The sequence below is a fragment of the Streptomyces sp. NPDC051776 genome, assembly GCF_040681345.1.
In the GTDB taxonomy this organism is placed as follows: domain Bacteria; phylum Actinomycetota; class Actinomycetes; order Streptomycetales; family Streptomycetaceae; genus Streptomyces.
This window is the reverse complement of the sequence record NZ_JBFAYQ010000020.1, coordinates 86,012-112,500: the sequence shown is the minus strand read 5'-3', so window position 1 is coordinate 112,500 and position 26,489 is coordinate 86,012. Positions and strand designations below refer to the sequence as shown.

The following is a 26,489-nucleotide window of genomic DNA, read 5'->3' as shown; positions in this document are numbered from 1 at the left end:
GGCGGGGCCGCGGGAGCCGGACGACGGGCCGAGGATTGGTCTTGACCAAGGCTGGGGCCCGCCCTATGGTCGCAGGGATAGTGCAAGAACCTTTAATAAACAAGGGCTTTAATATCCCTGCCCCCGGCCGGGGGCCCCGGGGACACGGAGATCGCGGAGGACAGGGTGGGGACCACGCAGCTCGAATCAGTGCCGGAGCCCAAGTACTGGCACCTGAAGACCGTGCTCAGCGACGCACTGGACTCCGAATTCGAGGTGGGCGAGATCCTGCCCAACGAGCGCGAACTCGCGGCCCGGTTCGGCGTCGCGCGTGCCACCCTGCGCCAGGCGCTCGAGCAGCTGGAACTGGAAGGCCGTCTCCAGCGGCGCCGCGGCGTCGGCACCACCGTCGCCCCGCCCCGTATGGGCGTCAATGTCGGCCCCGAGGATCACGCCTGGCCGGGCTCGGGCACCGACGCCTGGCAGCCGGTCGACAGCGAGACGACCACGCCCCCCGCCTCCGTCGGACGCCTGCTCGGCATCGATCCGGAGGAGCAGGTCCACAGCGTTCGCCGCACCCGCGGGACGCAAGGACAGCAGGTCGCCGCCGAGCTGTTCTACGTCCCCGCCGCATCGGTACCCGGACTCACGGCCATCGACCAACTCGGCGCTGCGGCGCGGGCGCGGGCGGTACTGCGCGAGCTGCAGCGCCTGGAGCTGGAGGGGCAGGACCGCTCCGTGGAACTGGGATCGGCCCGGGCAGACGACGCCAAGCAGCTCGACCGTCTGCCGGGAGCGCCGGTACTGGTCGTCACGGCACGCTACTTCGCGGAGGGCCGTACGGTCGCGGTCGGCGTGGCGACTTACCGCGCGGACACCTGCCGGCTGACGTTCGGCGAGACGGGGTCGGTGCAGATCGGCGACCCCGGCGAGGATCGCCGGGCCTCCTGAGGCCGGAGGACACGTGATCGCGGGCGGGCCCTGCCGTCGCCGGGTCCGGCGGTGACAGGGCCTTTTGCGATGGGGCGCCGGGATCCGGCCCAGCCTTCGTCGTCCGGCCCCCTCCCCGTGTCCCGGTGACCGAGGGCAGGGCCCCGGTCCGGGCGGGGACTTTGCGTCACACGCCGGCCTCGCGAGCCCGGCCCCGTGAGTCCGGCGTCGTGAGTCCGGCCCGTGACCCGGCCTCGCGAGCCCGGCCCCGTGAGTCCGGCGTCGTGAGTCCGGCGTCGTGAGTCCGGCCCGTGACCCGGCCTCGCGAGCCTGGCCCCGTGAGTCCGGCGTCGTGACCCCGCGTCAGGAGCCCGGCCCGTGACCCGGCCTCGCGAGCCCGGCGTCACGAGCCCCTCGTGAGTCCGGCGTCTCGACATCTGCGGGCAGGTGCCCCGAAGCGTGCGGCAGCAGCGGGTCGGAGGCAGAAGAAGAGGCGGGCAGGATGCCGCCGGAAACCGGTGACGTACGGTGCGCCGATCCGGGGTGGGGTTCAGCCGCGTGCGGTCACCGTGCGCTCGACCGCGAAGAGCTGCTCCTCGACGTGGTCCAGGGCCAGGCGCAGCGCGCCCGTCGAGACGGCCGCCTCGCCCAGCACCGACAACTCCACCCGCGGCGGCCGCAGGCAGTAGCGGGCGAGTTCGCTCCGAAGCGGGCCGAGGACCCCGTCGAGCCCGGCCGCCCAGCCGCCCACGACCACCAGCTCCGGGTCGAGGGCGAGCACAAGAGCGGCGACGTCGTGCACCAGCCGCCGGATGAACCGGTCCACGGCCTGCACCGCCCGCTCGTCCCCGCCGCGGGCCTGCGCGAACACCCGTGTCACGGCGGCCTCGTCGAGCGGAGGCAGCGGATCGCCGGTCGGCGACAGCACCTGCTCCGGAGTCGCTTCCCGCCCCAGCAGATGCAGCGCGCCGATCTCTCCGGCCGCACCGCCGTAGCCCCGGTGCAGCCGGCCGCCGATGAGCGAGCCCGCTCCGGGACTGAGTCCGGCCAGAACGAAAACGATGTCATCGGAAGCGGCGCCCGCGCCCTTCCAGTGCTCGGCGACCGCGGCCGCGTTGGCGTCGTTCTCCACCAGCACCGGGCAGCGGAAGGAGCGCTGGAGCCGTTCGCCGAGCCGGAGTTCGGTCCACCCCGGCAGTGCCGTGCACAGCCGTACGGTGCCGTCCGCCTCGACGATCCCGGGCGAGCCCACACCGACGGCGCGCAGCGAGCTGCGCACCACGCCGGTCCTCCGCAGCAGTTCGGCGACCACCGCCCGGACACGCTCCAGCCGCTCGTCGGCCGATGCCGCCTCCGGCACCTCGCGCACCGCCGATCCCGCCACGCTCCCGCTCAGATCGGCGATCACGGCCGCGACCCGGTGCGGCCCGATTTCGATTCCGAGGAGATGCCCGGCCTCGGAGTGGAAGCGGAAGCGGCGCGCGGGGCGGCCCTGGCGCCGCGTCCCGCCTTCGACGGCGGGCGCCTCGCGCACGAGCCCGGTCTCGATCAGCCCCTCGACGATTCCCTCGACGGTCGGCCGCGAGAGGCCGGTGATCTGGACGAGATGCGTCAGCGTGGCCGCTTCGGCGTCCCGCAGCGCGTACAGCACCACCGCCGAATTGATCCGTCGCAGCAGGGACGGATCCCCGCCGGTGAGCCGCGCCAAGACCCGGCCTCCCTCCAGCCCGTGTGAGCCGGATCGTAGCCGCTGAGCTGCGGGGCGGCGAGCCGCCCGGTGACAGCGGCGGGGACCGCCGCGACGGCCCGTACCGGCGTTGCGGGCGGCACCGGCACCGGCGTGCGGGCGGCGGTACCACCGAGTGTGGGCACCGGCACCACCGCGTACGGGTGGGGGCGTCATCGCGTGCGGGACCGCCTGGTCAGCGCGCCCATGACCATTGGCGCGGCACACCCGCGTCAGGTGTGGTTCGTCCTGACGCTTCGCCAATTGTCGGCTGCGCCGGGTTTACTGACGTCATGGACAGCACGACCGCTCACCTGGGCGCCATCGACCGCCTGCGCGCCCTTCCCTTCCCGGCGCGGCGGCGGACCGAGCGCGGCGTCGAGAGCGGGCCGGGCTTCCACGTTGCCCAACTCGAGTACAGCGACCGGTTCGGCGACGACGACTTCACCCTCGTCCGGGACGCGCGGGAGGAGTTCGAGGCCGAATTGCAGGTGCTCGTCCAGGTGCTCACCTACCGGTGGGGCAATCCCGAACTCATGGGCCTGGACGGTCACTTGGAGCGCTCGGCGATGGGTGAGCCGGTCCGGGAGCCGTGGTGCACGCTGAGTGCGTTCGTCGGGGAGGTGCACGCCTGGAGCGTGGACGGCCGCTGGGTCGCGCTCGGCATCAGCCGGGACGAGCCGCAGTCGCCCCAGAGCGTCCAACTGGTCGCCGCCATAGGGGACGAGGCCTTCGTCGATGGTGGGGCGACTCCCTGATGCGACACCCTGGTCAGCGCGGGAGGCCGGAGCGGGCGTCCGGCAGACCGGCGGCCTCACGGAGCCGGGCGAACTCCTCGGCCATGGCGGACAGTGTCCAATGGGCGTTCAGGCCACTGGGGTTGGGCAGTACCCAGATGTGCGTTCCGCCGATCACCGCTTCCTGACGGCCGATTCGCGCCCTGCGGTCGCCGAAGGTGATGCGATACGCGGTCACGCCGACCACCGCGAGCCACTGCGGCTCGTATCGCTCCACCTTCTCCCGGAGGACACGGCCGCCCTCGCGCAGTTCCTCGTCGGTGAGTTCGCCGGCCCGTGCCGTCGTTCGCGCAGCGACATTGGTGATGCCGAGCCGGTGGGTGAGCAGTTCGCGCTGTTCCGCGGGGGCCAGTTGGCGCGGGGTGAAGCCCGAGGCGTGAAGCGCGGGCCAGAACCGGTTGCCGGGACGGGCGAAGTGATGACCCGTCGCGCCCGACATCAGCCCCGGATTGATGCCGCAGAAGAGCACCCGCAGTCCGCCCGCGAGCACGTCGCCGATCGTCCGGCCCCGGGCGGCCTCCAGCTCCTCGGGCGTCGGCCGGGTCAGAGGATCGCCCCGGGTGCGTATCCGGCCGCCACCGGGTGCTGCTCCGCGATCTGCTCGATACGGCGTACGACGGCGGCCACCTGACCGGCCGCGGCGCCGGTGAAGGACAGGCGGTCGGCCATCAGCGCGTCGAGCTGCGCCCGGTCCAGCGGGATGCGCTCGTCGTCGGCGAGGCGGTCGAGCAGCTCGTTGCGGTCGACGCCCTTCTCGCGCATGGAGAGTGCGGACGCCACGGCGTGCTCCTTGATCACCTCGTGTGCGATCTCCCGGCCGACGCCGGCCCGCACAGCGCCCATCAGAACCTTGGTCGTCGCGAGGAACGGCAGGTAGCGGTCGAGTTCGCGGGCGATGACCGCGGGGAAGGCACCGAACTCGTCCAGCACGGTCAGGAAGGTCTCCAGCAGGCCGTCGAAGGCGAAGAAGGCGTCGGGGAGGGCGACGCGGCGCACCACCGAGCAGGAGACGTCGCCCTCGTTCCACTGGTCGCCCGCGAGTTCGCCGGTCATCGAGGCGTAGCCGCGGAGGATGACCGCGAGACCGTTCACGCGCTCGCAGGAGCGGGTGTTCATCTTGTGCGGCATCGCGGAGGAGCCGACCTGGCCGGGCTTGAAGCCTTCGGTCACCAGCTCGTGCCCGGCCATCAGGCGGATGGTCCTGGCGAGGGAGGACGGTGCGGCGGCGAGCTGCACGAGCGCGCTGACCACGTCGTAGTCCAGCGACCTCGGATAGACCTGGCCGACCGAGGTGAACGCCTGCGAGAAACCGAGGTGTTCGGCGATCCGGGCCTCCAGGTCCGCCAGCTTCTCCACGTCGCCGCCGAGCAGGTCGAGCATGTCCTGTGCGGTGCCGACGGGGCCCTTGATGCCGCGCAGCGGGTAGCGGGCGAGCAGCTCCTCCAGACGCCCGTACGCCACGAGCAGTTCGTCCGCCGCGGTCGCGAAGCGCTTCCCGAGGGTGGTGGCCTGCGCGGCCACATTGTGCGAGCGGCCCGCCATCACCAGCTCGGCGTGCTCGGCCGCCAGCCGGCCCAGGCGCGCCAGTACCGCCACCGTACGGTCCCGGACGTGCTCCAGGGAGAGCCGGACCTGGAGCTGCTCGACGTTCTCGGTGAGGTCCCGGGAGGTCATGCCCTTGTGTACGTGCTCGTGCCCCGCCAGTGCGTTGAACTCCTCGATACGGGCCTTCACATCGTGCCGCGTGACCTTCTCGCGCTCCGCGATCGAGGCGAGGTCGACCTGGTCGAGGGCGCGCTCGTAGTCGGCGAGCGCCTGCTCGGGGACCTCGATGCCGAGATCCTTCTGCGCACGGAGCACGGCCAGCCAGAGCCGCCGCTCCAGGGTCACCTTGTACTCGGGGGACCACAGCACGGCGAGGTCCGCGGAAGCGTAGCGGCCGGCCAGGACATTGGGGATGCGGGGCTTGGAGGTCACGGGACCCGAGTCTACTGGGCGTTCCCGCAGGCCAGCGCCCCGGCCTGGGGCGCTGCTCCGACGCAGGCCCGGGCGCCGGTTCGTAGGTCCCCACAACCGCGGTACGGGATGCGGGACGGCCGGAGGCGCGGTGCTCGCGGGGCGCCCCGAGTCTCCCCTCGCGCCGCGACCTCGCTCACGCCTCGTACGGCAGGAGTTCCGCGCGCTTGGGCGGGCGGCCGTCACCGGAGGAGCGCCCGGTCAGCCGCCTGCCGATCCAGGGCACGAGGTGCTCGCGGGCGAAACGGGCGTGCCCGGCCTGCCGTACGTACCAGGGGGCCGGGGCGGCGGGCGGCAGCGGCGTACGCCAGTCCCACTCCGGGGTGTGACCCAGCCCCTGCCACACCGCCTCGGCCACCCGCCGGTGGCCCTCGGAGTTCAGGTGCAGGCGGTCGTCGGACCACATCCGGGGATCGCCGAGCGCCGTGCTGCCGAAGAGGTCCACGAGCACGGTGCCGTGCCGGTCGGCCAGATCCTCCAGGATGCCGAACAACTGGTGCATACGTGGCAGAAAGCGCGTGCCGACCGGTCCGCGCCGCGCCGGGCTGCGCATGAGGACGAGCCGGCGGCAGGCGGGGGCGAGTTCGGTGACGGCGTTCTCGAGGCGTTCCCGGATCATGCCGAAGTCGCAGGAGGGGCGCAGCGCGTCGTTGAGCCCGCCGACCAGAGTGATCACATCCGCGCCCATCGCGGCGGCGGGGTGCACCTGCTCGTCGACGATCTGCCCGATCAGCTTGCCGCGTACCGCGAGGTTGGCGTACCGGAACCCGGGGGAGCGCGCCGCGAGCCTCCCCGCGAGGAGGTCGGCCCAACCGCGGTGGCTGCCGTCGGGCAGCACGTCCGACATGCCTTCGGTGAAGGAGTCGCCGACCGCGACAAGACTGGTGTATGGGGCATTCGTCTCCATGGCGCGGGGATCCTATCCGGCGCGGTTGTGCGGACTGCAGGCGCATCCCCTGGCCGCGTCGTGGCCGCCGTCCCGCGGCGGACGGTTTCGGGCCGGCTGCCGGCCGCCTGCGGAACTCGGCCCGCATGAGGCCGACTTGGGTGCAGGAATCGACGGAGAACCGGCACGGCCGGGTCGGATGACGTAAACGGAATCAGCCGGATTCCGCCGCCGGTGCCGCTACGTCGATTTCCTCGGCATGTGCCGGATCGATGTGCCGCAGAGCGGACACCGTGAACGCCGTGGCGAACTCTCCCGCCGTCGAAGCGTCGAGAGAAGCATTCGCGAGTGCATAGCGCGCGCCCTCGAGCGTCAGTCCCACGATCATCGAAGCGCACAGTTCGGCACTCACACCCCAGCGACCTCTCCCATGGCGTTCTGTGAAGTCGCGAATGCGTACGGCGATTTCCTCGGTGGTGATGCCCGCAAGTCGGTCACGGGTCGTGGTGACGGGTCCGGCGGGGTCGGTTCCGAAGAGCAGCAGGAATTTCGGAGAGTGCTCGGCCGCGTAGCCGAAAAGGGTGGTCATGCCCGCACGGATCTGGCCTTCCAACGGGAGCTCCACGGCTGAGGCGAAGGCCTCGGAGAGATCGGCGCCGAGCGTTTCCGCGGACCACTCCGCGCATCTCCGATAGAGATCGTCCTTGCTGCCCAAGTGGGCATAGAGCGTCGGCTTGGTCGTCCCTGCTCTTGCCGCGATGTCATCCATAGTGGCTGCACGGAAGCCGAGTTCGGCGAATACCGTGCAGGCAGCATCGAGCATGTCCTCGTCACTCGGTCTACCGATCATGTAGTGCACTTTACTTCTCGGTAAAGCCTAATTAGGGTTTACCGGGCAGTAGACCAGTGACAGTGATACGTGTCATTTTCCCGATACGGGGAGCGCCTCACCGTTGGTCGCACCGGGAGCCGGCGTCTCCGCGCCGCCGGCCAAGGCCGCAATGGAGACCCGCGATGCACCACCCACCCATATCCGGGGCCCCGGAGGAGGCCCCTCCGCACAGAGCGGAGGGCAGCGTCCTCGCGGGAGTGCCCCGCCAGGACGGCCGCAAGGCCGGCCCCTGGCATCTGCCCAGTGACCCAGCCGCATGCCGGAGCGCCCGGCGGGCCTTGCGCGCCGTACTCACCGACTGGGAGCTCGAACATCTCGCCCACACCGCGGAGTTGCTGGTGAGCGAGCTCGTGGGAAACGCCCTTCTGCACACCGACGGCCCCCTCAGGCTCACGGTCGAGCGCCACGAGAACCTGCGGTGCCGCGTCGAGGACGGGAGCCGGGAGCTGCCGCACCGGCGAGCGGCCGCTCCGGACGACGAGGGCGGCCGCGGGCTGGAGCTCGTCCACCGCATGTCCACCGACTGGGGCGTGGAGCAGACCGCCGACGGCAAGTCGGTCTGGTTCGAACTCGACTGACCCGGCCCCGCGCCCTTGAGCCACGAGCTGGGACCTCGGATCCCGAGCCCCGGCTCCGGTCTCTGAGCCTCTCCTCGGAGCCGAGTTCTGACCTCGGACCCCGAGCTCTGACCACGGACCCGGGTTCTGACCTCGGAGCCAAGTTCTGACCCCGGACCCGACTTCTTATCTCGGGCTCCGAGCCCTGAGTTCGTCGCGGGGCGAGCCGCATGCCGACGCCGCACCCGGCCCCCGCGCACCGTGGCCCCATGAGCGCGTTCCCCCGGCGCGCACAGCCGAGTGGCCCCGAGCCCTCCACGATCCCCGCACACCCCGGCCCGCACACCCCGGGGGCCGCAGGCCCACCCCCGGGTCCGTCAGACCTCCAGGGGCAGCAGCCGCCCCTCTGCCATCTCCCGCCGCGTGCCCGTGAACCGGGCCCGCAGTCGGCGGTCGTGCGACGCCACCACGAGCGTCCCCGCGTACCCCGCGAGTGCCTGCTCCAGCTCCTCCACCAGCCCCAGCGACAGGTGGTTCGTCGGCTCGTCCAGCAGCAGCATCTCCACCGGCCGGGTCAGCAGCCGTGCCAGCGTCAGCCGCCGCCGCTGGCCCACCGACAGCCCGCTGACCGGTACCTGGAAGTCCTCCTCGCGGAAGAGGCCCAGCGCGGCCAGGGTGTCGGCGTGCTCCTCCGGATCGCCGGCCAGCCCCTCGGCGAACGCGGCCAGCAGCGGACGCCGTGAGGCGATGGCAGGCACCTCCTGCGGCAGCCTGCCGATCCGCTCCGGCAGCCGGACACCGCCCCGGTCGGGTGCCAGCTCACCCGAGAGCACACGGAGCAGGGTCGTCTTGCCCGCGCCGTTCGGGCCCATCACCAGCAGGCGCTCGCCCGCGCCCAGCGCGAGCCGTTCCACCGACAGCCGGCCGGCGACGGCAACCTCCACCAGTTCGGCCACCGGCTGCTCGGCCGCCGCCCCGTCACCGTTCTCCGACTGCCCGCCGCCGATGGCCACGGTGAAGTGCAGCGGGTCCGGCGGGCGGGGCACCGGCTCGGCGTGCAGCCGCTTCAGCCGCTCGCGGGCATTGCGTACCCGACCCGAGAGCTGGCCCTCCGCCGACCGCTGATGCTTGGTCCACGCGGGCCGCTCGCTCATCCGCCAGCCCGTCGTCATCCGTGCCGAAGCCGCCGACGCCAGCTCCTCCTGCCGCGCGACCTCCTCCCGCCACTCGCGGTAGCGCTGCTCCCAGCGGTGCCGCTCCGCGGCCTTCTGCCGGAGGAAACCGGTCCAGCCGCCGCCGTAGCGGGCGAGCGACCGCCGGTCGCCGTCCACCTCCACCACCGTGTCGGCAACGCGGTCCAGAAACTCCCGGTCGTGCGTGACCGCCACGAGCGTGCCCTTGTGCGCCCGCAGCCGCTCTTCCAGCCAGGCGACGGCCTCCTCGTCCAGGTGGTTCGTCGGCTCGTCCAGCAGCAGCAGTTCGGGAGATGAGGTCAGGACGCAGGCCAGCGCGAGCCGGGACTGCTCGCCGCCCGACAGCGTGCCGAGCATCCGGCCACGGTCCAGACCTGGCAGGCCGAGGGCGTGCAGGGCCGCGTCCAGTCGGGTCTCGGCGAGATAGCCGTCCCGCGCCTCGTACGCCGTGACCAGGTCGCCGTACGCCGCGACCTCCTGTCCATCGGCGCTGCCGAGCGCTGCCTCCGCCTCGCGCATCCGCCGCTCCAGGTCGCGCAGGTCGGCGAGGGACTCGTCGATCACCTCGCGCACCGTGGAGCGGGCGGGCAGTTCGAGGCTCTGCGGGAGGTAGCCGGTGCCGCCGTCGGCGGTGACGGTGACCCGGCCTTCGTCGGGGGCCAGGCGGCCGGCGATGAGCCGCAGCAGTGTCGACTTCCCCGAGCCGTTGTCGCCGATGACCCCCACGTGGTCGCCGGGAGGGATGCGCAGTGACACATGCTCCAGCACGGGCCGACCGGGGTAGCCGACCGAGACCGCGTCGATCACGAGCTGGGACGTCATCCGCGATCCTTCCTCCGGTGATGCTCGGTGATGCTCGGTGATGCTCGGTGATGTCGGTCCGAACGTCCGGTGCCCGGCTCCGTACGGCCGATGTTCCGTACGGCCGGGTGCCGGGGGCCGACCGGCCCCGGGGGCCCCGGGGTCGTTCGGCCCGGGGGTCCGGGTGCCGCTGGGCCCGGGGGCCCGGGGGCCCGGGGGCCCGTACGGCCTGGGGGTTCGGGGGCCGTACGGCCAGGGGCCCCGGGTCGTACGGCCTGAGGGTCCCGGGCCCTGCCCCGCGAGCCGGGCGTTCAGGCCGTGGGGGCCTTGCCGACCAGTTCCCGCAGTACGTCCTCCATGGTGACCATTCCGTCCAGACGCCCGTCGTCTCCGATCACCACCGCGACGTGCGTGCCGCTGCTCCGCAGTGCGCCCAGGGCGTCGTCCAGCGGCATCGACGCCGTGATCCGCGCGATCGGCCGCAGCGCACCCCTGGGGAACGGCTTGTCCGGGGGCCGGACGTCCAGTGCGTCCTTGACGTGCATGTAGCCCAGGATCCGGTCGCCGTCGACGACGGGGAACCGGGAGAATCCGGAGTCGGCCGACAGCCGCTCCAGACCCTCCGGCGTCACCGCGACCGGGGCCGTGACCACGCGCTCGACGGGGACCACCACCTGGCGCACCGGGCGGCGCCCCAGCTCCAGGGCGTCGCGCAGCCGCTCCGTGGCCCGGTCGTCGAGCAGTCCCGCCTGGCTGGAGTCGGCCACGATCCGGGCCAGCTCGTCGTCCGAGAACGTCGCGGGCACCTCGTCGCGCGGCTGCACGCGCAGGAGCTTCAGCAGGGCGTTCGCGAAGGCGTTGACGGCGAAGATCACCGGACGCACCGCGCGCGTCACCGCCACCATCGGCGGACCCAGGACCAACGCCGTACGGACGGGCTCCGCGAGCGCCACGTTCTTCGGCACCATTTCGCCGAGGAGCATGTGCAGATAGGTCGCGGCCGAGATGGCGATGACGAACGAAACCGGGTGGATCAGCCCGACCGGCAGACCCGCCACGTGGAACAGCGGCTCCAGCAGATGCGCGATCGCCGGTTCCGCGACCACACCGAGCACCAGCGTGCTCAGTGTGATGCCGAGCTGAGCCGCGGCCATCACGACGGTGATGTGCTGCAGACCCCACAGCGCGCTGTGCGCCCGGCGGTCGCCCCGGTCGGCGAGCGGCTCGACCTGGCTGCGGCGGACGGAGATCAGCGAGAACTCGGCGCCGACGAAGAAGGCGTTGGTGACCAGGCTCAGCAGGCCGACGAAGAGCTGCACCAGGATCATCGGTCGGCGCCTTCCTCGTGAGCCGGTTCGGACGTGTCGCCCGGCGGTTGGTGCAGCCGTACCCGCGCGGCCCGGTGGCCGGTCGCGTCCACGACCTCGATCCGCCATCCGTCCACCTCCACGACGTCCCCCTCCTCCGGGATACGGCCGACCTCCGTCGCCACCAGGCCGGCGAGCGTCTCGTACGGCCCCTCGGGCGCATGCAGGCCGATGTCCTCCATCTGGTCCGTACGGATGGCGCCGTCCGCGTCGTACATCGCCCACCCCGCGGCGTCGATGCCCGCGGGCGCCAGGTCCGGAACTTCGAGCGGGTCGTGCTCGTCGCGGACCTCGCCGACCACCTCCTCGACGATGTCCTCGAGCGTGACCACGCCCGCCGTACCGCCGTACTCGTCGATGACGACGGCCATGGCGTGCTTGGGGGAGAGCCGGTCCAGCAGCCGGTCCACGGCCAGCGACTCGGGGACGAGGACGGGCTCCCGGATGATCTCCGAGACCGGGCGCCAGGGGCGTTCGTCGTCCGGAATGGCCACGACGTCCTTGATGTGCGCGGTGCCGATCACGGTGTCGAGGTTGTCGCGGTAGACGGGGAAGCGGGAGAGGCCCGTGGCCCGGGCCGCGTTCGCGACGTCCTCCGCCGTCGTCCGCGTGTCGAGGGCGACGACCTGGACCCGCGGGGTCATGACGTTCTCCGCCGTCAGCTCCGAGAGGTTCAGCATCCGGACGAACAGCTCCGCGGTGTCCGCCTCGAGGGAGCCCTCCTTGGCCGAATGCCGTGCCAGAGCGACCAGTTCCCGCGGTCCGCGCGCGGAGGCCAGTTCCTCGGCGGGCTCCAGCCCCATGCGGCTCACCAGGCGGTTGGCGGTCGAGTTCAGATGGCCGATCAGCGGACGGAACGTGGTGCTGAACGCGCGCTGGATGCCCGCCACATGGCGGGCCACCGACAGCGGGCGGGAGATCGCCCAGTTCTTGGGCACCAGTTCGCCGACGACCATGAGGACGACCGTGGAGACCGCCGTACCGAGGACCAGGGCTGCGGAGGAGGCGGCGGAGCCGGGAAGACCTGCGGCCTTCAACGGGCCGGTGAGCAGCCTGCCGAGCGACGGTTCGGCGAGCATGCCGATGACCAGTCCGGTGACGGTAATGCCGAGTTGCGCCCCGGAGAGCTGGAAGGTGAGGCTGCGTACGGCCTTGAGAGCCGAGTCCGCGCCACGCTCGCCGTCGGTTGCAGCCTTCTCCAGGACACTGCGCTCGACCGTGGTCAGCGAGAACTCGGCCGCCACGAAGACGCCGCAGGCAAGCGTCAGCAGGAGGGCGACCACCAGCAGCAGCACTTCGGTCATCGGAACACCTCCCATCCATGTTCCGGCAGGGGAGGAAGGACCGCGGAACGATCTGTTCGACGGGGACTGCAGGGAGGCTCGCCCATCGGCGGACGCTCACACCTTTCACGTCATGAGGAATGGACCACCCATGGTAAAGGACAGGCAAAGGGGGGCGGTGCGGGGCCGGACAGCCGGACGTGAGGGACAGCGTGCCAGAGGCCCGGCGCCCGGCCCATGAGGCGCGTCAGCCGGCGAGCAGCTCGACCCAGCGGCTCCACTGCGGCTGCGGGGCATATCCGGCGGCGCTCCAGGCGTGGTGAGCCGGCTCGTTCGGATCGAGTACCATCGCGTCGCCCCGCCGGCCGCCGATAGGGATGAACCGCTCCTCCGCGGCGCGCAGCAGCGCGTTCGCCACACCCTGGCTGCGGTGGCCGGGTTGCACCGCGAGCCGGTGGATGTGGCAGGGCCGGCCGTCGAAGCCGGCGATGGCCCGTGCCCGCGAGAGCGCCCGCGCGTTCGGCCGGCAGGAGCGCCTCCGGGCCACGGCCCGACGCCATCGGAGCAGTCCTCCGGTTGACAGGCGAACGTGCGGAGGATGGGGTCGCCACGTATGGACCGGGGCCTCATTCATGGGCGATCGCCAAGAGCACGTTCATCCGCGAAGCGCGCAGCGCCGGGAGCAGCGCCGCCGCAAGACCCACCACGACGGAACCGGCCACCACCGCCGCCACCGTCAGCCAGGGAACCGCCAGCGCCTTCATGGCCTCGAGGGCCAGCACCTGCTGGACCGCCAGCCCCCAGACGAAGCCGAGCCCCAGTCCCAGCACCGCGCCGAAGACCGCGATGACCACGGACTCCAGCCGGATCATGCGCCGCAGTTGGATGCGTGAGAGGCCGATGGCCCGTAGCAGTCCGATCTCCCGTGTGCGTTCGACGACCGACAGCGCGAGGGTGTTGACGACCCCCAGCACCGCGATGACGATCGCCAGACCCAGCAGTGCGTAGACCAGCTGGAGCAGCACGCCGATCTGGCCGCGGACCAGGTCCTTGTAGTCGGCCTGGTCCCGCACCTGGACCTGTGGGAAGGGCGCGAGGGCGCGTTCGAGCCGGTCGCGCAGCTGCGCCGGATCGGTGCCGGGCGCCGCATTGGCGTACACCGCGGCGTCCTCCGCGCCCGGGAGGTACTTCTCCAGCGTGGCCATGCGGAGGAAGAAGCCGCCCTGGGTGCCGAATCCCTCGCCCGTCTCCATGTCGGTGAGGGCGCCCACGGTCAGGGCCGCCTTGCGCCCGTCTGCGAACTGCGCGTCGATCCTGCTGCCGATGCGGATTCGGTGATCGTCCGCGTACGCCTTCTGCAGGGCGATCCGGCCGGGCGCGAGCGCGGATGCGGTGTTCCCGGCGGCGTACTCCATGTTCACCACCCGGTCCACGCCGGGGTCGAAGCCGGCGCCGGTGGTCCGGACCGTCTTGCCGTCGGGCAGCGTCAGCCGCATCGGCGCGAACCGCTCACGTACGAGCGTGCCGACGCCCTCCGTCCTCCGCATCCGGTCCGTGATCTCCTGCGGGAAGGGTTTGAAGTTACGGTTCTGCACGACGAAGTCGGAGCCCAGCTGCCGGTCGATCTGCTGGTCGAAGGACTTGGTCATCGATTCCCCGGCCACCGACAGGCCGGTGACGAGGGCGAGTCCGACCATCAGGGCCGCCGCGGTCGCTCCCGTACGACGGGGGTTGCGCAGCGCGTTGCGCTGGCTCATCCGGCCCACCGGGCCGAACATCCGAGGGAAGGCGCTGCCCAGCACCCGGATCACCGGCCGTACGAGCAGCGGGCCCGCCACGACCATCGCGACCAGCGTGAGGACGAGCCCCATCAGCAGGAGCAGCGAGGCGTCCGCGGTCACCGTCGCCCGTGCGCAGCCCGCCAGCGCGGCCGCCCCGCCCGCCCCGAGGACCGTGCCCACAATGGCGCGGACCCGCAACGGCCGTCCCACACCCGCCACTTCGACGTCGGCGAGCGCGGCCATGGGGGGGACGCGGGAGGCGCGCCGCGCGGGCAGATACGCGGCGACGAAGGTGACGCCCACGCCCACCACGTAGGCGGAGACCGGTGTCTCCCACCCGAACGCTATCTCGGCCGCGTCCAGGTTCATCCCCAGCAGCGACATCAGCGAGATGAGCCCGGCGGCGAGTCCGATGCCTGCGACGAAGCCGAGCGTCGAACCGACGAGGCCGAGCAGCAGGGCTTCGGTGAGGACGGAGCGCCGTACCTGGCGGCGGTCGGCACCCAGCGCCCGCAACAGGCCGAGTTCGCGGGTGCGTTGCGCGATGAGCATGGAGAACGTGTTGACGATCAGGAAGACGCCGACGAGGACCGCGATGCCGGCGAAGCCCAGCATCACGTACTTGATCACGTCCAGGAAGCCGCCCAGCTCTGCGGCCTGGGACTCCGCCCGTTCGTCACGCGTGGTCAGGTCGTAGCCGGAACCGAGCGCGTCGGCGATGCGCTGTTTCAGCACCTGGTCGCTGAGCCCCGGAACGCCCTCGGTCAAGATCGCCGTTGCGGTTCCGGGCTTGCCGAGGAGCTTCGTCTGCGCGGTCGGGGTGTCGAGGGCGAGGAGAGCGGCCCCCGGATTGGTCGTGGTGAAGGTCATGATGCCGACGACCTCCACCGGGAACGTGCCGGGCTTCGCCACCACGCGGAGGGTGTCGCCGATCCGGACGCCCGCCCGGTCGGCGGTGTCGGCGTCGAGGAGGGCCTGGTGGGGGCCGCGGGGAAGGTGGCCGCTGGTCAGCTCGACCGGACTGCGCTCCGTGTCGTTCCAGTTGGTGGCGATGGTGGGCGCACCGGTCGTCGGACCGACCGGATCGTTGCGCCTGTCGACGAGCGTGACGTTCTCCACCCGTACGTCGACCTGGGCGTCCGCGACCCCTTCGACCGCGGCCACGCGCCGGCGCAGATCGGCGGGAAGAGTCTGCACCCGGCCAGAGGACAGCCCGCCCGCCTCGTCGAACTCCGAGGGCGGGCCCACGGTCACATCGGACGAGGTGGAGGCGAAAAGCTGGTCGAAGGTCCGGTTGACCGTGTCGGAGAAGATCAGGCTCCCCACGACGAAGGCCACCGACAGCACCACGGCGAGGGCGGACAGCAGCAGCCGTCCCTTGTGGGCGAGGAAGCTGCGGAGCGTGGCCCGAAGCACCCGGACTCAGCTCTTCCCGGCGGAACTGATCGTGTCGAAGCGCTTCATCCGCTCCAGCACCGCTTCCGCTGTCGGCCCCGGCATTTCGTCCACGATCCGCCCATCGGCGAGGAAAAGGACCAGGTCCGCGTGGGCGGCGGCGCCCGGGTCGTGGGTCACCATGACGACTGTCTGCCCCAGGTCGTCCACCGCCTCGCGCAGGAAGCGCAGCACCTCCAGGCCCGAGCGCGAGTCGAGATTGCCGGTCGGCTCGTCGGCGAAGATCAGCTCGGGGCGGGAGGCGAGCGCGCGGGCGCACGCCACACGCTGCTGCTGGCCGCCGGAGAGCTGTGCGGGCCGGTGATTCAGCCGGTCCCGCAGGCCCAGGGTGTCGATGACCCGCTCCAGCCACTCCCGGTCGGGTTTGCGGCCCGCGATGTCCATCGGCAGCGTGATGTTCTCCGCGGCGTTGAGCGTGGGCAGCAGGTTGAAGGACTGGAACATGAAGCCGACGCGGTCGCGGCGCAGCCGCGTCAGCTCGCGCTCGCTCAGGCCGGTGATCTCCGTGTCGCCCAGCCACACCTGGCCCGCCGAGACCGTGTCCAGACCGGCGAGACAGTGCATGAGGGTGGACTTGCCGGAGCCGGAGGGGCCCATGACGGCCGTGAAGCGCCGGCGGGCCAGGGCCACGTCGACCGCGTCGAGGGCGAGGACAGCGGTCTCGCCCGAGCCGTAGGCCTTGGTGAGTGCCGAGGCGCGGGCGGCGATGTCCGTCCCCTCCGCCACGCCGAATGGATTCTGTGTCGCGGGTGTGGACAAGGCCGCCTCCCTGGACCGGGCTCACGAACGTCTGTGACCGAGGGTAAGGCGGTGCGGCACGGACCGGCATCCCCCTCGGTACGGTCTGCGGCCGGTCCGCGGGCCGTCCGTACGGCGCCCGCGGGCGCGTCCCCCGGTTCTGTGCCGGCGCGCGAGCCCCGGCCCCCTTGTGTTTCCGCCGCGCGCCCTTGCGAGTGCTAGCGGAAGACCGCTAGCTTAGTGGGGTGGCGAAAACACAGCTGAACGTCCGCGTGGACGAATCGACCGCCGAGACCGCGAGACAGCGAGCGCTCCAGCGGGGCCTCAGCATGAACCGGTACATCGAAGAACTGGTCCGCCAGGACGCGGGCGAAGCCGGGCACGCGTTCGTGGAAGCCGCCTCCGATTTCATGAAGCAGTACGAGCACGTGTTCGCCGACGAGTTCGGCGAGGAGCGCAAGAACCGTTGAGCCTGCGCATCGACCTCTCCTGGCTCCTCATGATCGCCGAACAGCACACCCCGGGGGACCCGCCGGTCACCGACTGGGGCGCTCTCGTCGCCGCCGTCAGCCGGCACGAGGCGGAGATATTCGGCGTTCCCGTCTACACCGACCCGCAGGACCGCGCGGCCTCACTGCTGCAACTGCTGCTGCACGTACCGGCGCTGGAACGGTCCAACGCCATGTTCGCCTCCGCCGTCGCCTACGCGTATCTCGTCGCCAGCGGGGTCAAGGTGACCATCTCGCCGGAGCAGGTACGGGACCTCGCGCGTCTGGTGAAGGACGGCTCGGCGGACGTCCGCGCCATCGCCGACGAACTGCGCACCTGGAGTTTCTGAGGATCCGGTGGCGGGGTGCCCGGTGGGCGGGATATCCGTCCCGACCTCCGCGCGGGTCCCGCGGCGCCCAGGGGGTACGGTTCGCGCCGCCGGCGGTACGGGATCCGACGTACGGCTCCGAGCGGAGAGGCACTGGTCGAATGGCGTCGACGTCCACCTCGACGAGCCAGTCAGGGTCGATGAACCGCGAGACCTCCACGAACGTGCAGGCCGGCCGCACCGACGCGAACCGCTCTCCATGAGCTTGCGCGGCTTCCCGCCAACGCCTCACGTCCGTGAGCATGATGCGGGTCCGGACGACGTCCTCCAGCGAAGCTCCTGCCTCCCGGAGCGCGGCCTCTGCGATGTCCAGGCACCGGACGGTCTGGGCGCGGACGTCGCCCTGACCCACGGTGGTCCCGTCATCCCCGATGGGAGCAGTGCCGGAAACCGCAACATGAGCGCCTTCGCGGACCGCCCGTGAGAAACCGATGCGCGGTTCGAGCGGCGACCCGGATTCGACCGTCTTGCGTACGCGTTCCATCGAGCCAGGCTCCCACAGCACACGCACCGCCCTCCTAGGGAGCCGGTGCCGCCCCCCGCCGAGGTCTGCCCGGTAGCGAGGGGCCCGATCGCATGCACGGACGCCGCGGGGCCCGCCCTTCGGGCGGACGACCCTACTTCGAAACCGGGGCCTGGGGCCGCCGCGCCGTGCCCAGGACATGGAAGGAGGACGGCAGTCGTGGTCCCTGCTCCGGGACGCGAAGCCGCCGGTACGGACCGATCTCGAAGCCGGCTCCCTCCAGTGCGGCCAGCGTGTCCCGGCCCGTGTGACAGCCGCCGAACAGCAGCGGCCACACCGTACGGTCCAGCGCCTGCTGGGTGACCGCCATGGCCCGTCCCTCGGCGCGCCCGTGCTCGTAGAACCGCAGCTCACCGCCCGGCCGCAGGACACGGCGGATCTCCCGCAGGGCCCGCGGCAGGTCACGTACGCTGCACAGCACCAGCGACACGACGGCGGCGTCGAACGCCTCGCTCTTCACCGGCAGCGCCTCCGCGGCCCCCGGCGCGACGTCGACCGGTACTTCGGCCCGCAGCGCGGCCGTCGTCGCCATGCGCCGCAGATTCCGCTCCGGTTCAATGGCCACGACCTCGGAGACCTGCGCGGGGTAATGGGCGAAGTTCAGCCCGTTACCGGCACCGATCTCGATGACGCGCCCGGACAGCCCGGCGAGCAACTCGGCGCGGTGGGCGCCGATTCCGGCCCGCGTCTCGGCGGAGACGCTCAGCCGGGCGTAGAAGCGGGCGAACAGCGGATGGTGCACGGTGTCCTTCGGAGACCTGCCGCTGCGCAGCGCCATGGCGTCACCCCTCGTCCTCCGGTGTGCGGGACAGGAGGATTCTCCCCCGTGTGAGGCCGCTTTCCACCGTGCGCGCGGCTCCCGTCCCGCAAAGTGTGTCCCGGGAAGCGCGGCCGCGAGCATGGACCCGCCGCTCGTATCGGCAGTCCTGGCTGGGCAGTCCCGGCCGGAAAGGCCCGACCGATCCTGAACGCGGCGCTGCCGGGCCACTACCCGGCACCGGCCGGGCGCAAGGGCGGGCACGGACCGGGGCGTGCGGATCGGGCGTGCGGGCAGGGCGTGCGGATCGGGCGTGCGGGCAGGGCGCGCGGATCGGGGCATGCGGGCAGGGGCGAGCGGATCGGGGCATGCGGGCAGGGACGTATGGCCTGCGGCTAACGGGTTCCCGCCTCCGCCGCCGTCCGCGCCGTGAAAGCCGCGGCGTCCCATGCGCCGCCCAGGCGAGGCGCCAGCCATGAGCCCGCGGAAGCGCGGAAGTCGGCGGGGGAGAGAGCCCCCGCGCCCTCCGGGATCGCGCCGAGCAGAGGCGCGTCCGCCGCGGCCGGGAGGTCGGCGAGGTTGCAGCGCTCCGCCAGGCCCGGCGCCGCGGGCCAGCTTCCGATCACCACGCCCGCGCACTCCACGTGCCGGGCCCGCAGCGCCTCCGCCGTGAGCGCCGTGACGTTGAGCGTGCCGAGCCCGGCCTGGACGACGACCAGGACGGGGGCGCCCAGCAGACGGGCCGCGTCGGCGAGCGTGCCGCCGTCGTCGTCGAAGCGTACGAGCAGACCGCCCGCGCCCTCGACCAGGACCATGTCGTGGTCGGCGCCCAGCTTCTTCGCCGCCTCGGCGACCGCCTTCGGGCCCACAGGAGGAAGCCCCGCCCGTCGGGCTGCCGTTTCGGGTGCCAACGGCTCGGGAAACCGGGCGAGTTCGGCCGTCGTCACCTGTCCGGCGAGCCGCGCGACCTCCGCCGCGTCCCCCGGCTCGGCGGCGCCCACGCCCGTCTGCGCGGGCTTGAGGACGGCCACCGACCGGCCCTGGCGGGCCGCGAGCGCCGCCACCGCCGCGGTGGTGACCGTCTTGCCGATCTCCGTGCCCGTCCCCGTGACGACAACAACCGTCATGACCGCTCGCGTGCCTTTCCTCGTTGCCGTTGCCGGTGCCGTGCGGAGTCGCGAGGTGCCGTGACCCGACCTGCCGTGACCCGACCTGCAGTGCCGGGTCTTCAGCCCGCCGTCGCGGCCGACCGTACCGCCGCGCAGATGCGGGCCACGTCGTCGTCACCGGTGATGTACGGCGGCATGGTGTAGAGCAGGTCGCGGAACGGCCGCAGCCACACCCCCTCGCACACCGCCGCCCGTGTCGCCGCCTCCATGTCCGCCTCGTGGTCGAGCTGGACGACGCCGATCGCGCCCAGCACGCGTACGTCCCGGACGCCCGGCAGCTCCAACGCCCCCGCCAGCCCGTCCCGCAGGCCCGCCTCGATCCGCTTGACCTCCTGCTGCCAGTCGTGGGCCAGCAGCAGATCGATCGAGGCCTCGGAGACGGCCGCGGCCAGCGGATTGCCCATGAACGTCGGGCCGTGGGCGAGCATGGGGACCTCGCCGCGCGAGATCCCCTCGGCCACCCGTGAAGTGCACAGGGTCGCCGCCATCGTCAGATAGCCGCCGGTGAGAGCTTTGCCGAGGCACATCACATCGGGCGAGATCCCGGCGTGCTCGGCCGCGAACAGCGCGCCCGTACGCCCGAAGCCGGTCGCGATCTCGTCCAGGACGAGCAGCACGCCGTGTTCGTCGCACGCCTCCCGCAGCACCCGCAGATAGCCGGGGGAGTGGAAGCGCATGCCTCCCGCGCCCTGGACCACCGGTTCGACGATGACCGCGGCGAGTTCGTCGGCGTGACGCCCGATCAGCTCCCGCAGGTGGGCCTCGTACGCCGCGTCCGGCTCGGCCCCGAAGCCGGCTGGAGGTGCGTCGGCGAAGATCTGTTGCGGCAGGACACCGGACCAGAGCCGGTGCATCCCGCCGTCCGGGTCGCACACGGCCATCGGCTGCCAGGTGTCGCCGTGATAGCCGCCGCGCCAGGTCAGCAGCCGCTGCTTGCCGGGCCGTCCGGCCGACCGCCAGTACTGCAGGCACATCTTGACCGCGACCTCGACGGACACCGAGCCGGAGTCGGCAAGGAAGACGTGCTGCAGCGGTTCGGGCGTGATCTCCACGAGTCGGGCGGCGAGCCGGACGGCGGGCTCGTGCGTGAGACCGCCGAACATCACATGGCTCATCCGGCCGAGCTGTGCCTGCGCGGCCTCGTTGAGGACTGGGTGGTTGTAGCCGTGGATCGCCGACCACCACGAGGCCATGCCGTCGACGAGTTCGGTGTGGCCCTCCGCCGGTTCGGCCAGCCGCAGTCGTACGCCCGACGCCGACGCGATGACGAGCGGCTCCTGACGCCCGGGCATCGGACCGTACGGGTGCCACACGTGCTGCCGGTCGAGGGCGAGCACCTCGCCGGTGGTCAGCGTCCGGGGGGCGGGCACGTTCGCAGGCACCGCGTCCGCACCCCCCGACGGCGCCGCTCCCGCGAGGCGGTCAGGCATTGGGGGCGAGGTCAGTGCCCGCGCCACGACGGCGCACCGTCACCAGGTCCGTACGGGCCGCTCCGGCCGCTGCCGCGGGTGCCGGCTCTGGTGCATGCCCGGATGCCGACTCTGGTGCGTGCCCGGGCGCCTGCTCGGGCGTCTCCGTCCCGCCACTGTCGCCGCACGGCCCGCAGCCGCCGCCTCCGCCGTGCGAACCGCATCCGCCACCGACCGCCGCCAGGGATTCGGCCAGAGCCTCCGCCCGGTGCCGGGGAAGCGTGGTCGTACCAGCGCCCTCCACCTCGAAGCCCGCGTCCGCGATCATCTCGAGATCGGCCTTGCCCGCCTGGCCCTCACTCGTCAGATAGTCGCCGAGGAAGATCGAGTTGACGAGGTGCAGTGCCAGCGGCTGGAGCGAGCGCAGGTGCACTTCGCGCCCGCCCGCGAGCCGTACCTCGACGTCCGGGCAGACGAACCGGACCATCGCCAGGATGCGCAGCGCCCTCTGCGGGGTGAGGTTCCACTCCTTCGCCAGCGGCGTGCCGTCGAAGGGGATGAGGAAGTTCACCGGCACCGAGTCCGGGTCCAGCTCGCGCAGCGAGAAGACCACGTCCACCAGGTCCTCGTCCGTCTCGCCCATGCCGGCGATGAGCCCGGAGCAGGCGGACAGCCCGGCGGCCTGGGCCTGCTGCACGGTCGAGACGCGGTCCGCGTAGGTGTGGGTGGTCGTGATGTCCCCGTATGTGGCTTCAGAGGTGTTGAGGTTGTGGTTGTACGCGTCGGCGCCCGCCTCGCGCAGCCGGCCGGCCTGCCCCTCGGAGAGCAGTCCCAGACATGCGCACACCTCGATGCCCTCGTTCTGCTCCTTGATGGCCTCGATGGTCTTCGAGACCCGGTCCACGTCACGGTCGGTCGGACCGCGTCCGCTGGCGACCAGGCATACGCGCTTGGCGCCGCCCGCGACACCTGCGCCCGCGGCGGCCGCCGCCTCGTCCGGCTTCAGCCATGTGTACTTGAGGATCTCGGCCTTCGAGCCGAGCCGCTGGGAACAGTACGAGCAGTCCTCCGGGCACAGACCGGACTTGAGGTTGACGAGGTAGTTGAGCTTCACCCGCCGCCCGAACCACTGGCGGCGCACCTTCCCGGCGGCCGCCACCACATCGAGCAGGTCGTCGTCCGACGTGGCCAGTACGGCCAGGGCCTCGTCCCGGGTGGGCAGCTCGCGTCGCAGCCCCTTGTCCACCAGCGTGTTCAGCAGCTCCATGGCGCTGATCCTCGCCTACGGCACGGCTCCCGGCCAAGGAGGGACCGCACAACAGGCCCCGAATGAGGTGTGTGTATCGCCACACCATGACCAGCGCGTCCGCCCATTACGGTTTGGGGCGCAGCCCAATTCCGGGACCGCCCGGGCTCCTGTGACCGACGCGAGGGACGGCCGATGCCCCACGACCCGTTCGACTGGATCGACGAGCAGGCGCAGGCGCGCCGCCGTGCCGGGCTCGTACGCGCCCTGCGCCCGCGCGCCGCCGACTCGCCGCTTCTCGACCTGGCGAGCAACGACTATCTGGGCCTCTCCCGCCACCCCGAGGTCACCAGCGCCGCCGCCCATGCCGCCCGGCGGTGGGGGGCGGGCTCCACCGGCTCGCGTCTGGTCACCGGCAGCACCGAACTCCACGCCGAGCTGGAGAGCGAGCTGGCGGCCTTCTGCGGATTCGAGGCCGCACTCGTCCTGTCCTCGGGCTACGCCGCCAACCTCGCCGCCGTCACCGCGCTGAGCGGCCGGGACACGCTCGTCGTCTCCGACGCGGCGAACCACGCCTCGCTCATCGACGGCTGCCGGCTCTCCCGCGCCGAGACCGCCGTCGTCCCGCACTCCGATCCGGGGGCGGTGGCCAAGTCCCTGGACGGTCACGACGGGAGGGCCCTGGCCGTCACCGATTCGGTCTTCTCCGTCGACGGCGACGCCGCACCACTGCGGGAACTGGCCGCCGCCTGCCGAACGGGCGGCGCGGCGCTGCTCGTCGACGACGCCCACGGGCTGGGCGTGCTGGGCGAGGGCGGGCGAGGCGCGCTGCACGCGGCCGGACTTGCGGGCGCGCCGGACGTCGTCACCACGGTCACGCTGTCGAAGTCCCTGGGAAGCCAGGGCGGAGCCGTCCTCGGGCCGGCGCGTGTCATCGAGCATCTGGTGAACACGGCCAGGACCTTCATCTTCGACACCGGGCTCGCCCCGGCCGCGGCGGGCGCCGCACTCGCGAGCCTGCGGATGCTGGCCCGCGAGCCGGAGCGTGCGACGCGGGCCCGCGAGGTCGCCTCCGAGCTGTACCGCCTGCTCACGGGGGCGGGGCTGGCCGCTGCCCGGCCGGACGCGTCCGTGGTCTCCGTACGGGCTCCCTCTCCCGACGCGGCGGTCCGCTGGGCCGCCGACTGCCGGGCCGCCGGGCTGGTGGTGGGCTGCTTCCGCCCCCCGTCCGTGCCCGACGGCATCTCGCGGCTGCGGCTGACCGCCCGCGCCGACCTCACCGACGGTCAGATCGCGGACGCGGTCGCGGTGATCACCGCGGCGGCACCGGCGGCCTGAGGGATCGTGCCGGAGCTGGGCACCGGCCCGTTGCGGGGGTCGTCAACTCAGGCCGCCGAACCGCCCCACGCGCACGTCCCGTAAGAACAACTCCCAGGCGGCGGGGGAGAAGAGGAGCGCGGGCCCCGCGGTGTCCTTCGAATCGCGCACGGCCACCCGGAGGCCGGACCGGCCGGAGCCGTCGGCGGATCCGGTGGGGACGGCTGTGCCGACGACGGCAGTCTCCACGCAGTTGTTCATGCCGGTGCTGTGGCTGCTGCGCCGCCAACTCAGGCCCGGCAGGCGGTCAGTGGAGGGTGGACAGGGGGTGTGGGGGACGGGGTGTTCGTGGGGGGTGGGCATTGCGCCTCCTCAGGGAATCGCCGATCGCGGCGATGAAGGCCAACGATTCGTCACACGGGAGGGCGCGCCCCCTCAGCGTGTCGAATGCCTCGCTGTACGCCCTGAGATCCTCATTCCGTTCGAGGTAGAGACTACTTGTCAAATGGTCAAGTACGACCACATCTAGATCATCGCTGAGCGGGAATGAGAAAATAACGAAAGGGCCGGTGACTCCGATGTGCATGCCGTGGGCGAACGGCAGGACCTGGACCCGGACTTGGGGCAGCGATCCGACCGTGACCAGATGTTCGAGCTGCTCGGCCATCACTTCGGGAGACTCGACCTCCCGCCGCAACACCGCCTCGTCCAGCACCGCGTGGAGCTCCAGCGGGGGGTTCGCCCGCAGAACGTCCTGCCGAGCGATCCGTACGTCCACCAGCTCGTCGATGCGCCGCGCAGGCAGCGCCCCGAGCGCGGCCCGCGTCACCGCGCGGGCGTAGCGGGCCGTCTGCAGCAGTCCCGGCACCACCAGCGTCTCCAGCGTTCTGGCGCGTACGGCCTCCGCCTCCAGACTGATGAAGTCCCGGTAGGCGGACGGCAGAAGCTCGCGATAGGCGTGCCACCACGCCCGCTGACCGCCGTTGGCGTCGGAGTTCGCGAGAGCCACGAGCAGCGACCGCAGTTCGGGGTCGGTCACCCCGTACACATCGAGCAGCCGGGTCACGTCCTCGGCCTTGACACCGCTGCGCCCGGTCTCGATCCGGCTCACCTTCGACTGGTGCCACCCGGCGAGGCGACCGGCTTCGCCGCTGGTCAGACCGGCGATGTCGCGCTGGCGCCGCAGCTCCTCGCCGAGCTTGCGGCGGCGCACCGCGGGACCGTACTGCATGGGGCTCCCCCGCTCCTCCAAGCGCCGCTGTCGGGCGGCAGCGTGCACCCGCCCGTGCGTCAGTGTGAGCCCAAATGCGGGTTTCCGGCGCAGAGTTCACCGCATCGAGCGACAGATATGTGCACATCCCGGTGGATCGCACCCCGCACCGGGCGCATCGGTGGCAGTCTGGCCGAAGGAGTCGTCGGAGGGCGGCTCCGGCGTCGTTTCCGTATGCGTACAACGCGTCGGACCACGGCCTCGGCGGGAAAGGGACCGCGTCCGCGATGGCAGACCATCATGAAGCATCCATCACCTACCCGAGCGACCCTGCCTCCGTCACGGCGGCCCGCCGGTATGTCAGCGCCGTGCTCGCGGAGTGGGGTCTGCCGGAGAGCGCGGAGTGCGCCGACACCGTACGGCTCATCGTGTCCGAACTCGCCACCAACGCCGTGGTCCACACGCTCGGCCTTTCGCCCACCTTCACCGTGGACATCCAGCTCGACCGCGACGAGCAGCTGCGCATCGGTGTCACGGACAGTCACCCGCGAAGACCGAGGCGGCTGCCCGCCGCCGTCCAGCAGGACAACGGCCGGGGGATGGTGATCATCCGAAGCCTCACGGCCGAGTCCGGTGGCAAGCTCTCGGTCACGCCGACGGCTGAGGGCGGCAAGACCGTCTGGATCGCCCTCCCCTGGCCGGTCCCGGCTCCGTGACCGACGGCCGTACGTGCCTGTGCGTGTGATCGACGCCGTGCGCGACCGGCTCCTGGGTGCGCTGGCTCCGAGCCTCTTCGGCCCGTGATCCGCCCGGCTCCGTGATCCGCCCGGCTCGGGGCGTCCCCGGCTCCGGGGCGTCCTCGGCTCCGTGATCCGCCCGGCTCCGGCGGTGACAGCGGCCCGTGCCGAACGGTGCCCGTGTGCGACCGGTCCGCAAGCGCCCGCCCGGGCCGCGGCCCGGGCACGTACAGGGCCGCGTGCCCGGGCAGCCGCCCGATGACCGGGCTCCCGCCGAACGTTCCGTCCGCCGGGCTCGTGTGAGGGAGTCTCAGTCCACCCGGCCGTAGGCGACGTCGTTCGACCAGATCGGATCGACCCTCACCACCGAACCGGCCTTGGGGGAGTGCACGACCTTCCCGTCGCCCGCGTAGATGCCCACGTGGTAGACGCCGCGACCGGCACCGAAGAAGACGAGATCGCCGGGGCGCCGGCCGGCTGCCGCAACGCGGCGGGTCGAGTTGTACTGGGCCGAGGCGGTCCGGGGCAGCTGCTTGCCCACGGATTTGTACGCGTAGACGGTCAGGCCCGAACAGTCGAAGCTCTCCGGGCCCGAGGCACCGTAGCGGTAGGGAGCGCCGCGCTTGGAGTTGGCGATCCGGAGGGCCCGGGACCCGAGGTGCTGCGCGTGGCCCGGCTTGGCGGGCTTCTCGGCCTTGGGAGCCTTGGGGCGGTCAGCGGCCGGCTTCCCGTCCCTCGCGGGCCGGTCCGGCTTCGCGTGCTTCGCGGGGCGGTCCGGCTTCGCCGCTTCCTTCTCGGGCGGGTGGTACTGAGTCTGCGGCGCGCTCGGCCGGCCCGGTTCCG

At 72.1% G+C, this 26,489-nt stretch carries 24 protein-coding genes and 2 pseudogenes; 7 read left to right on the top strand and 19 right to left on the bottom strand.

What is annotated here, in order from left to right:
- Nucleotides 1-165 precede the first annotated feature (165 nt).
- Nucleotides 166-930: a GntR family transcriptional regulator gene (locus AB0M26_RS17720; protein ID WP_365261589.1), complete on the top strand. Its 765-nt coding sequence runs from the start codon at nucleotides 166-168 to the stop codon at nucleotides 928-930.
- A 529-nt stretch (nucleotides 931-1,459) separates the two neighbouring features.
- Here AB0M26_RS17720 and AB0M26_RS17715 read toward each other — a convergent pair.
- A complete protein-coding gene (locus AB0M26_RS17715; protein WP_365261586.1) occupies nucleotides 1,460-2,617 on the bottom strand; it encodes an ROK family transcriptional regulator in 1,158 nt (385 codons plus the stop codon).
- A 311-nt stretch (nucleotides 2,618-2,928) separates the two neighbouring features.
- Between AB0M26_RS17715 and AB0M26_RS17710 the strand changes: the two genes are divergently transcribed.
- On the top strand, nucleotides 2,929-3,393 hold the full coding sequence (locus AB0M26_RS17710) for a hypothetical protein (RefSeq protein WP_365261583.1): 465 nt from the start codon (nucleotides 2,929-2,931) through the stop codon (nucleotides 3,391-3,393).
- A 13-nt stretch (nucleotides 3,394-3,406) separates the two neighbouring features.
- Here the strand turns inward: AB0M26_RS17710 and mug are convergent, their stop codons facing one another.
- The 4 genes from mug to AB0M26_RS17690 form a co-directional block, all read right to left on the bottom strand.
- Nucleotides 3,407-3,979, bottom strand: coding sequence for a G/U mismatch-specific DNA glycosylase (gene mug, locus AB0M26_RS17705; RefSeq protein WP_365261626.1), 573 nt, complete (start codon nucleotides 3,977-3,979; stop codon nucleotides 3,407-3,409).
- Entirely contained in the window at nucleotides 3,976-5,409 is a 1,434-nt protein-coding gene (gene purB, locus AB0M26_RS17700) for an adenylosuccinate lyase (RefSeq protein WP_365261580.1), read from the bottom strand. Before purB ends, mug begins: the two co-directional genes overlap by 4 nt.
- Before the next feature lie 175 nt (nucleotides 5,410-5,584).
- Nucleotides 5,585-6,355, bottom strand: a complete 771-nt coding sequence (locus AB0M26_RS17695) for an SGNH/GDSL hydrolase family protein (protein WP_365261577.1) — start codon at nucleotides 6,353-6,355, stop codon at nucleotides 5,585-5,587.
- 193 nt (nucleotides 6,356-6,548) lie between these two features.
- Entirely contained in the window at nucleotides 6,549-7,184 is a 636-nt protein-coding gene (locus AB0M26_RS17690) for a TetR/AcrR family transcriptional regulator (RefSeq protein ID WP_365261623.1), read from the bottom strand.
- 164 nt (nucleotides 7,185-7,348) lie between these two features.
- Between AB0M26_RS17690 and AB0M26_RS17685 the strand changes: the two genes are divergently transcribed.
- On the top strand, nucleotides 7,349-7,804 hold the full coding sequence (locus tag AB0M26_RS17685) for an ATP-binding protein (RefSeq protein ID WP_365261574.1): 456 nt from the start codon (nucleotides 7,349-7,351) through the stop codon (nucleotides 7,802-7,804).
- 356 nt (nucleotides 7,805-8,160) lie between these two features.
- On the opposite strand, the gene abc-f is transcribed toward AB0M26_RS17685, so the two are convergent.
- From abc-f to AB0M26_RS17655, 6 genes and pseudogenes are all read right to left on the bottom strand, one after another.
- On the bottom strand, nucleotides 8,161-9,798 hold the full coding sequence (gene abc-f / locus AB0M26_RS17680; RefSeq protein WP_365261571.1) for a ribosomal protection-like ABC-F family protein: 1,638 nt from the start codon (nucleotides 9,796-9,798) through the stop codon (nucleotides 8,161-8,163).
- 290 nt (nucleotides 9,799-10,088) lie between these two features.
- Nucleotides 10,089-11,105 carry a hemolysin family protein gene (locus AB0M26_RS17675; protein ID WP_365261568.1) on the bottom strand — a complete coding sequence of 339 codons (1,017 nt, stop codon included), beginning with the start codon at nucleotides 11,103-11,105 and terminating at the stop codon, nucleotides 10,089-10,091.
- Nucleotides 11,102-12,448, bottom strand: coding sequence for a hemolysin family protein (locus tag AB0M26_RS17670; RefSeq protein WP_365261566.1), 1,347 nt, complete (start codon nucleotides 12,446-12,448; stop codon nucleotides 11,102-11,104). The genes AB0M26_RS17675 and AB0M26_RS17670 overlap by 4 nt, the downstream gene beginning before the upstream one ends.
- Nucleotides 12,449-12,674: 226 nt before the next feature.
- A pseudogene (locus tag AB0M26_RS17665) lies at nucleotides 12,675-12,975 on the bottom strand (GNAT family N-acetyltransferase); the annotation flags it as partial.
- A 78-nt stretch (nucleotides 12,976-13,053) separates the two neighbouring features.
- Nucleotides 13,054-15,624 (bottom strand): ABC transporter permease, encoded by a 2,571-nt coding sequence (locus AB0M26_RS17660; protein ID WP_365261563.1) that lies wholly within the window; start codon nucleotides 15,622-15,624, stop codon nucleotides 13,054-13,056.
- 6 nt (nucleotides 15,625-15,630) lie between these two features.
- On the bottom strand, nucleotides 15,631-16,422 hold the full coding sequence (locus tag AB0M26_RS17655; RefSeq protein WP_365261560.1) for an ABC transporter ATP-binding protein: 792 nt from the start codon (nucleotides 16,420-16,422) through the stop codon (nucleotides 15,631-15,633).
- A gap of 224 nt (nucleotides 16,423-16,646) precedes the next feature.
- On the opposite strand from AB0M26_RS17655, the gene AB0M26_RS17650 reads away from it, so the two are divergent.
- Together AB0M26_RS17650 and AB0M26_RS17645 are read left to right on the top strand one after the other, a co-directional pair.
- Nucleotides 16,647-16,871, top strand: coding sequence for an antitoxin (locus AB0M26_RS17650; RefSeq protein ID WP_365261557.1), 225 nt, complete (start codon nucleotides 16,647-16,649; stop codon nucleotides 16,869-16,871).
- The gene (locus AB0M26_RS17645) at nucleotides 16,868-17,239 is read left to right on the top strand and encodes a fic family toxin-antitoxin system, toxin component (protein WP_365261554.1); all 372 of its coding nucleotides are present in this window, start codon (nucleotides 16,868-16,870) and stop codon (nucleotides 17,237-17,239) included. The genes AB0M26_RS17650 and AB0M26_RS17645 overlap by 4 nt, the downstream gene beginning before the upstream one ends.
- Here AB0M26_RS17645 and AB0M26_RS17640 read toward each other — a convergent pair.
- The 5 genes from AB0M26_RS17640 to bioB all read right to left on the bottom strand — a co-directional run bounded on the left by AB0M26_RS17640 (nucleotide 17,130) and on the right by bioB (nucleotide 22,403).
- The gene (locus tag AB0M26_RS17640; protein ID WP_365261551.1) at nucleotides 17,130-17,762 is read right to left on the bottom strand and encodes a RidA family protein; all 633 of its coding nucleotides are present in this window, start codon (nucleotides 17,760-17,762) and stop codon (nucleotides 17,130-17,132) included. The two genes, AB0M26_RS17645 and AB0M26_RS17640, sit on opposite strands and share 110 nt — an antisense overlap.
- A gap of 133 nt (nucleotides 17,763-17,895) precedes the next feature.
- Nucleotides 17,896-18,579 carry a class I SAM-dependent methyltransferase gene (locus tag AB0M26_RS17635; RefSeq protein ID WP_365261548.1) on the bottom strand — a complete coding sequence of 228 codons (684 nt, stop codon included), beginning with the start codon at nucleotides 18,577-18,579 and terminating at the stop codon, nucleotides 17,896-17,898.
- A 374-nt stretch (nucleotides 18,580-18,953) separates the two neighbouring features.
- Nucleotides 18,954-19,685, bottom strand: coding sequence for a dethiobiotin synthase (bioD, locus tag AB0M26_RS17630; RefSeq protein WP_365261545.1), 732 nt, complete (start codon nucleotides 19,683-19,685; stop codon nucleotides 18,954-18,956).
- Between the two features lie 101 nt (nucleotides 19,686-19,786).
- Nucleotides 19,787-21,157 carry an adenosylmethionine--8-amino-7-oxononanoate transaminase gene (locus AB0M26_RS17625; RefSeq protein ID WP_365261542.1) on the bottom strand — a complete coding sequence of 457 codons (1,371 nt, stop codon included), beginning with the start codon at nucleotides 21,155-21,157 and terminating at the stop codon, nucleotides 19,787-19,789.
- Nucleotides 21,150-22,403: a biotin synthase BioB gene (bioB, locus tag AB0M26_RS17620; protein WP_365261539.1), complete on the bottom strand. Its 1,254-nt coding sequence runs from the start codon at nucleotides 22,401-22,403 to the stop codon at nucleotides 21,150-21,152. Before bioB ends, AB0M26_RS17625 begins: the two co-directional genes overlap by 8 nt.
- Nucleotides 22,404-22,577: 174 nt before the next feature.
- On the opposite strand from bioB, the gene AB0M26_RS17615 reads away from it, so the two are divergent.
- Entirely contained in the window at nucleotides 22,578-23,720 is a 1,143-nt protein-coding gene (locus tag AB0M26_RS17615; RefSeq protein WP_365261536.1) for an 8-amino-7-oxononanoate synthase, read from the top strand.
- A 42-nt stretch (nucleotides 23,721-23,762) separates the two neighbouring features.
- Here the strand turns inward: AB0M26_RS17615 and AB0M26_RS17610 are convergent, their stop codons facing one another.
- Together AB0M26_RS17610 and AB0M26_RS17605 are read right to left on the bottom strand one after the other, a co-directional pair.
- Entirely contained in the window at nucleotides 23,763-24,062 is a 300-nt protein-coding gene (locus AB0M26_RS17610) for a DUF397 domain-containing protein (protein WP_365261533.1), read from the bottom strand.
- Entirely contained in the window at nucleotides 24,007-24,930 is a 924-nt protein-coding gene (locus AB0M26_RS17605; protein ID WP_365261530.1) for a helix-turn-helix transcriptional regulator, read from the bottom strand. Before AB0M26_RS17605 ends, AB0M26_RS17610 begins: the two co-directional genes overlap by 56 nt.
- Nucleotides 24,931-25,196: 266 nt before the next feature.
- Between AB0M26_RS17605 and AB0M26_RS17600 the strand changes: the two genes are divergently transcribed.
- Nucleotides 25,197-25,625: an ATP-binding protein gene (locus tag AB0M26_RS17600; RefSeq protein ID WP_365261527.1), complete on the top strand. Its 429-nt coding sequence runs from the start codon at nucleotides 25,197-25,199 to the stop codon at nucleotides 25,623-25,625.
- Between the two features lie 331 nt (nucleotides 25,626-25,956).
- Here AB0M26_RS17600 and AB0M26_RS17595 read toward each other — a convergent pair.
- Nucleotides 25,957-26,298: pseudogene (locus AB0M26_RS17595) on the bottom strand (NlpC/P60 family protein); the annotation flags it as partial.
- Nucleotides 26,299-26,489 lie beyond the last annotated feature (191 nt).